The sequence below is a fragment of the Pseudoalteromonas sp. Z1A6 genome (assembly GCF_011378745.1).
In the GTDB taxonomy this organism is placed as follows: domain Bacteria; phylum Pseudomonadota; class Gammaproteobacteria; order Enterobacterales; family Alteromonadaceae; genus Pseudoalteromonas; species Pseudoalteromonas arctica.
In genome coordinates this window covers 1-6,421 of record NZ_WTKW01000248.1, presented here as the reverse complement: position 1 = coordinate 6,421, position 6,421 = coordinate 1, and the positions used below count along the sequence as shown (strand labels likewise).

Annotated in this window: 6 protein-coding genes; 2 read left to right on the top strand and 4 right to left on the bottom strand. The window is 41.0% G+C overall.

Annotated features, from left to right (window positions below; genetic code table 11):
- Positions 1 to 107: 107 nt before the first annotated feature.
- On the bottom strand, positions 108 to 680 hold the full coding sequence (locus tag GQR46_RS14510) for a hypothetical protein (RefSeq protein ID WP_010555231.1): 573 nt from the start codon (positions 678 to 680) through the stop codon (positions 108 to 110).
- A 192-nt stretch (positions 681 to 872) separates the two neighbouring features.
- Between GQR46_RS14510 and arfB the strand changes: the two genes are divergently transcribed.
- Positions 873 to 1,286: an alternative ribosome rescue aminoacyl-tRNA hydrolase ArfB gene (gene arfB, locus GQR46_RS14505; protein WP_007583522.1), complete on the top strand. Its 414-nt coding sequence runs from the start codon at positions 873 to 875 to the stop codon at positions 1,284 to 1,286.
- Between the two features lie 129 nt (positions 1,287 to 1,415).
- On the opposite strand, the gene eat is transcribed toward arfB, so the two are convergent.
- From eat to GQR46_RS14490, 3 genes are read right to left on the bottom strand one after another with little or no spacing between them, the layout of a single operon-like run.
- Positions 1,416 to 2,822 (bottom strand): ethanolamine permease, encoded by a 1,407-nt coding sequence (eat, locus tag GQR46_RS14500; RefSeq protein ID WP_024594010.1) that lies wholly within the window; start codon positions 2,820 to 2,822, stop codon positions 1,416 to 1,418.
- Positions 2,823 to 2,880: 58 nt separating this feature from the next.
- Complete coding sequence (eutC, locus tag GQR46_RS14495) at positions 2,881 to 3,768, bottom strand: ethanolamine ammonia-lyase subunit EutC (protein WP_165728795.1); 888 nt, start codon at positions 3,766 to 3,768, stop codon at positions 2,881 to 2,883.
- Entirely contained in the window at positions 3,765 to 5,171 is a 1,407-nt protein-coding gene (locus GQR46_RS14490; protein WP_165741313.1) for an ethanolamine ammonia-lyase subunit EutB, read from the bottom strand. The genes eutC and GQR46_RS14490 overlap by 4 nt, the downstream gene beginning before the upstream one ends.
- Positions 5,172 to 5,391: 220 nt before the next feature.
- Between GQR46_RS14490 and GQR46_RS14485 the strand changes: the two genes are divergently transcribed.
- Entirely contained in the window at positions 5,392 to 6,372 is a 981-nt protein-coding gene (locus GQR46_RS14485; RefSeq protein ID WP_165741312.1) for a helix-turn-helix domain-containing protein, read from the top strand.
- Positions 6,373 to 6,421: the final 49 nt, after the last annotated feature.

Genomic DNA, 6,421 nt, shown 5'->3' with positions numbered 1-6,421 from the left:
TAGTCCCGGTCAGTATTACTTATAAAATATTGTAATTTATCTAAGTCATATAAAAATTAGGCATTAAAAAAGGCGGCAAAAGCCACCTTCTTATAAAACAATAAAACTTATAGAAGTGCAAAAAGCTTTTGTAGTTGTGGCATGTATTCGCTGACAAGTTCAAGGTTGCTTTCGCTTACTAAAGACTCTGTAGACTCCTCAGCTGCGCTTGACGATTTACCAAACGAACCCATTAACGAACTAGCGCCTTTATCTTTAGCACTTTTCATGCTTTGAAAACCGCCCATTACTTTATTCGCTGTTTCTTGATTATCAGCAGATAAACCCGATTTAAGGTTTTCGATATAAGCCATTGATACTTCAGAACCTACAGTTACTAGTTGCTCTGGTGTAAAGCCGTAGCGGCCTGTAACACCCGCGAAGCTTTTGTATAGGTCTTGCTCTTTAATCATGCTTAGTGCGCTATTAGCTAGAGAGCTTTGTTCGTCAACACTTTGATCTGCAGAACCACCTAGCATACTTGCTAAGTCTAAGTCTTTTAAAGACTCTTGGCTGCTTGCCCAGCTCGTTACAGCTGGCAGTGCTTTCATATAGCTTTGAAGTTGACCTTCGTTAATATCTACTGCAAGGCTTGAGAAACTCATTGCTAATAAGCTAAGTGATACAAGTATTTTTTTCATTGAGCATTTCCTAGTATTAAAGTTGTGCCAATTAGAAACTAATAAGCAACACTTGCCAACACAAAATAATATATTGGCTGATTTTATAGTACAATTTATGAGAATTTATTTAAGTTCTAAGAATTTAGTTCATTCACCACAAGCTAATGTACTGATGATATAATACATTTTTGACAAATAGAGCTGAACACAATGTTAACAATTTCAAATACTGTCACTATCGATGAATGGGAACTAGAGCTAACGGCTATTCGTTCGCAAGGTGCCGGTGGTCAAAATGTTAACAAAGTAGCCAGTGCAATTCATTTACGCTTTGATATTAACCGCTCTAAATTACCTGATTTTTATAAAGAGCGTTTGCTAGCCTTAAATGATACAAGAATTACCAAAGAAGGCGTTTTAATAATTAAAGCGCAAAGCCATCGTACTCAAGAGCTAAACCGAGAAGATGCCCTTAAGCGCTTAAAAGATTTAATACTTAGTGCTACCGTTGTTAATAAAGCGCGTCGTGCCACCAAGCCCAGCCGTAATTCACAGCGAAAGCGCATGGATAAAAAAACTAAACACGGGCAAAACAAAGCGCTACGCGGCAACATAAAGTTTTAGTTTTAAACGGTATTAATAAAGTATAGAAGGGACTTGATGCCTACATGCAGGCACCATTTTTACATCGTATTGTACGTATAAAAATATGAGTGAGGGGTAGCCTCACTTATATTTAATAACTATTAATACCTACTTAGCCATTTCTAAATCAGATTCTGCATTTGCCAACATTGCAAACTCTTCATCAGCGCTTTTAGCAACTAAGTGTTTTGAGCTATAGCCAAAGTAATATGCGGCGCCCACAATAAACAGCACCATAGTGTATAAAAATGCACGAGGGTCAAACGCATACACACCCGTTAATGCTATAAGCGAAAGTACTAAAGCAATACTTGACGTAACTACGCCACCTGGAGTTTTGTACGGGCGAGGTAAATCAGGTTGTTTAACGCGAAGTAAAATATGGCTCAGCGCCATTAATGCATACGAGAGCGTTGCACCTACTACTGCCATTGCAAGTATTAAGTCACCCTCACCACTGAGTGATACTAAAAAGCCAAATACTGCCGGTACAATCAACGCACGTGCTGGCACTTTGCGATTAGTCGTAATAGACAACGAACGAGGTAAATAACCGGCTCTAGATAAAGCAAACACTAAGCGACTATAACCATAAATAATAGAGAAAAACGAAGCAACTAAACCCGCAAGCCCTAATATATTTACAACGGTTGCTAAGCCCTCACTACCCGATGCATTTAATGCATCAACTAAAGGCACAGCACTTGCCCCCATTGCAGCAGCACCGCCAGCACCAGGTACTAAAACAACAACTAAAAAAGCAGTAAATAACAAAAAGATCATTGCACCAATAATGCCTTTTGGCACATCTTTAGCGGGATCTTTTGCTTCTTCAGCAGCAAGCGGTACACCTTCAACCGCTAAAAATAACCACATGGCAAACGGTAATGCAGCCCAAACCCCGTACCAACCTAAAGGTAAAAACTCACTGGCTCCCACTGCATCGGTTACGGGGACGTCAAATAAGCGCGATGCATCAAAATTTGTGATTAAAACAAAAGCCGTTGCAATAATAGCTAATACCGCTAAACCACTTATTACCATCATTACTTTAAGCGCTTCTCCTACGCCCGCTAAATGAATTCCCACAAATAGTAAGTAAAATAATGCATATACCCATGGGCCATTAAATCCGGTGAGGGCTTCAACTGCCGAGCCTATAAAAATAACAATAGCAGCGGGCGCTAAGGCGTATTCAATTAATACGGCAAGCCCGGTTAAATAGCCTCCCGCTGGCCCCATAGCTTGACGCGCAAAACTATAACCACCGCCTGCAGCAGGTATTGCAGCTGACATTTCAGCAAGCGATAGTACAAGCGCTAAATACATAACCGCCATTAATACTGCAGCAATGGCAAAACCACCCCAACCGGCTTCGGCGATACCAAAGTTCCAGCCTGCAAAGTCACCCGATATTACATACGACACACCCAAACCTGCGAGCAATAACCACCCCGCAGTACCCCGTTTTAACTGTCTTTTAGCAAGGTACTCTGTATTATTATTAGTAGACATAACCTTTCTCCGTTGATGTTTAGTTTTTATTTTTTATTTCATGTGTTTTTAATTAAAATTATTCAGCAATTAAAAAGTTAGTGGTTGAAACCTGATGCTCAATTACATCATCTTGTGTGCGGTCTTTTAAATTAACCCCAGTTAGTTTTAGTTTTTTAGCTTCACGTAATAAGTACAGTGCGCGTCTCGCCGCTTCTGTATAAGGTAGGCCTGCAGGGCGAATATTCGATATGCAATTACGACATGCATCGTTAAGTCCTGTTTTGGGCTCCCATGTTAAATACAAGCCAAGGCTATCTGGCGAACTAAGTCCTGGGCGCTCTCCTATTAACACCATAACCACCTGCGCATTTAGCAACTCACCTATATCGTCGCCAATCGCTACTCGCCCTTGCTCAACCAAAGTAATGGGAGCAATTTTAAATTGCTTGTCTGTTGTAAGGTGCGTTAATAGCTCTGTTATAAATGGGTATGCATTTTTTTGTACCGCCAACGACGAAAGTCCATCAACCACTACAATCGCTAAATCGTATTTAGCCTGCGCAGTGTGCTTTTGTTTATTCATATAGCTGAGAAGTACTTGCCTACCATTTTCATCAAGTTTGCGGCCTAAATCGGGTCGCTGAAGGTAAGTAACCCTGTCAACGGCTTGGCTGTGTAAATGCAGGGGAGGGGCAACCTCTTTTAGAGCATTAATACTGCCTAGTTGCTCAGTCATTTCGTTAATATCAAGCGGAAAACTCACCGCATCACGCGCTTGTGCATGAGATAGCTGAAAAGCCAGCATTTCTGAGGTTGGCAAACTTATACCAGCGCGACCAAGCCCAATACGGGCGTCGGTAAAACGCCGTAAATCACTCCAAGGGTTGTGCACTACATTACCGTTATTTTTATGCTCATTTATTGAGTTATCTAATGGAGTGGTCGGTTTTGAACGTGATTTCATGAGCCACCTCCAGCAATTGCACCCAGAGGTTTAGCAAAAGCGGGAGGCAAGGTATCTGAAAGTGTGATGTCGGTAGTGCTTTGCATAATTTTCATTTTGCTTAGCCATGCTTCAAACTCAGGGGCGGGTCTAGAGCCAAGAACTCGACGCACATATAATGCATCATGAAACGACGTAGTTTGGTAATTAAGCATAATATCGTCAGAGCCAGGTATTCCCATTACAAACGAGCAACCTGCAACACCTAATAGCGTTAGCAAATTATCCATATCGTTTTGATCGGCCTCTGCATGATTGGTGTAACACACGTCGCACCCCATCGGTATGCCTAGTAACTTAGCGCAAAAGTGATCCTCAAGTCCTGCTCGGGTAATTTCTTTACCATCAAACAAATATTCAGGGCCAATAAACCCCACCACGGTATTAACCAGTAACGGATCAAACTTACGAGCAACTGCATAAGCGCGAGCTTCACACGTTTGCTGATCAAGCCCATGATGCGCATTTGCTGAAAGCGAACTGCCTTGCCCAGTTTCAAAATACATCACATTATTGCCAACAGTGCCGCGCTTTAAACTCAAAGCGGCATCTTGCGCTTCAGCTAAAGTATTTAAATTAAAACCAAAACTTGAGTTAGTAGCCTCCGTGCCGCCAATCGACTGAAATACCAAATCAACCGGTGCGCCAGCTTCTATACATTCAATAGTGTTAGTAACATGTGTAAGCACACAGCTTTGCGTCGGTATGGCGTATTTTTGAATAACATCATCCATTAATGTCATTAATTTAATGGCCTGGGCAACGTTGTCGGTTGCTGGGTTTATACCTATTACGGCATCGCCATTACCGTATAGCAGCCCATCAAGCATGCATGCAGCAATACCGTTAATATCGTCAGTTGGATGATTTGGTTGTAAACGTGTAGATAAATGCCCAGGGAGGCCAATAGTGTTTCTAAAAGCACTTGTAACATGGCACTTTTTAGCAATTAATATGAGATCTTGATTGCGCATTATTTTGCTAACAGCAGCAGCCATTTCGGGCGTAATACCTTGCCTTATACTTGCAAGTACAGCGGGTGTTGCAAAGTCGCTTAAAAGCCAATTACGAAAATCACCTACGGTTAAATGTGCAATAGCCATAAAGGCATTGGCATCGTGCTCGTCAATAATTAAGCGTGTAATTTCGTCATCTTCGTAGGGAATAAGTGCCTCATTTAAAAATGTTTTAAGAGGTACATCGGCCAATGTCATTTGTGCCACAGCACGTTCTTGTGCTGATTGTGCAATGACACCCGCTAAGCGATCACCCGAACGTTGCGGCGTTGCTTTAGCCATTAACTGGGCTAAGTTCTTGAATTTATAAGTGTGTGTACCTAAAGTGTAACTGTACGCTTGCCCCATGATTTACTCCACATAACTAATATGATAAACCTTGGTATAGGTTTTGCTGCATCTTTAGCTATAAATCAATTTTCAATAGTTACAAGACAGCTTATTTTGTACCAAGTAACTATCGAATTTCGGCAAAAGATTATTTATTAATCCAATTCAATTGGTTACATACGCAAAGCGGTGTTAACTTAACCATAATAAAAGTGTAACGAAAAAGAGCATCCCCTATATGGCGCAGCAAAGTAGCTACAACGCACCACTAAAGAGCAAGGTGCAAACACACGATATAGACGAGCAAGCGCATAGCCTTACTCAATGGCAGCAAAAATACGATCAAATGAGCGACGGCAGCTTTTATGGTTTTATTGAAGAAACAGATTACGTCAATATTCATGTGTTTAAAGAATACACCGAGCGAGCGCTTCGTCAGCAATGTAACATCGCCCCCAATTCTGTTTGGCTTGGCATTCCTTGTCAGTCGCAGCAAAGTAAGATTAATGGTCTAAGTGTGGCAAGTAATCAATTTATGTGCCGTACAAGTGATAATGACTTTGAGCTGATAACCCCTGAGCAATTTAATATTTATGGTTTGGTAATCGATTGGAATTCAATTGAATATATGGCGCAGCTACAAGGCGTAACATTGAAAAACCTATCATCTGCACAATCAGCTCGCTTATCGGTAAGCAACTCATCATTGCAAACGGCAAGGCAAATAATTAATAGCATGGTTGTAGGCAAGGGCTTTGGACTTAAAACCGAATCGCAACAAGATATGCTAAACATGTTGGCACTACACTTATTACAAGCAGATAATCCACAACAAAATATTGCGCCAAGTTATAAACATCGAAAAGCCGTAGTAGATAAAGTAAAAGATTACGTGGCCACAAATCCACAAAACCCAATAACCATAACCGAGCTGTGCGAGCTTGCCTTTGTAAGTAGGCGCACACTTCAGTATAGTTTTGAGAGTGTTTTAGGAATTAACCCTTTGCGGTTTTTACGTTTAACACGCTTAAATAATGTAAGGCGGGAACTAAAAAAACCAAACCAAGATAAGCCAATTTCAGTAATAGCAGCCAATTGGGGATTTTGGCATGCGGGACAATTTGCTAAAGATTACACGCAACTATTTGGTGAAAACCCATCACAAACAGTTAAAAATTCAGCACAGCAGTTTAAACCACCGTGCTCTACAAACTTGTAGGTGCGAATTTACTTCGCGCTCATGTAACGTGGCTTTAATGCTCTAAAAG

What these genes read in the sequence shown, in the direction of transcription:
- GQR46_RS14510 (WP_010555231.1), bottom strand. Translation starts at nt 680, where the DNA reads ATGAAAAAAATACTTGTATCACTTAGCTTATTAGCAATGAGTTTCTCA.
- arfB (WP_007583522.1), top strand. Translation starts at nt 873, where the DNA reads ATGTTAACAATTTCAAATACTGTCACTATCGATGAATGGGAACTAGAG.
- eat (WP_024594010.1), bottom strand. Translation starts at nt 2,822, where the DNA reads ATGTCTACTAATAATAATACAGAGTACCTTGCTAAAAGACAGTTAAAA.
- eutC (WP_165728795.1), bottom strand. Translation starts at nt 3,768, where the DNA reads ATGAAATCACGTTCAAAACCGACCACTCCATTAGATAACTCAATAAAT.
- GQR46_RS14490 (WP_165741313.1), bottom strand. Translation starts at nt 5,171, where the DNA reads ATGGGGCAAGCGTACAGTTACACTTTAGGTACACACACTTATAAATTC.
- GQR46_RS14485 (WP_165741312.1), top strand. Translation starts at nt 5,392, where the DNA reads ATGGCGCAGCAAAGTAGCTACAACGCACCACTAAAGAGCAAGGTGCAA.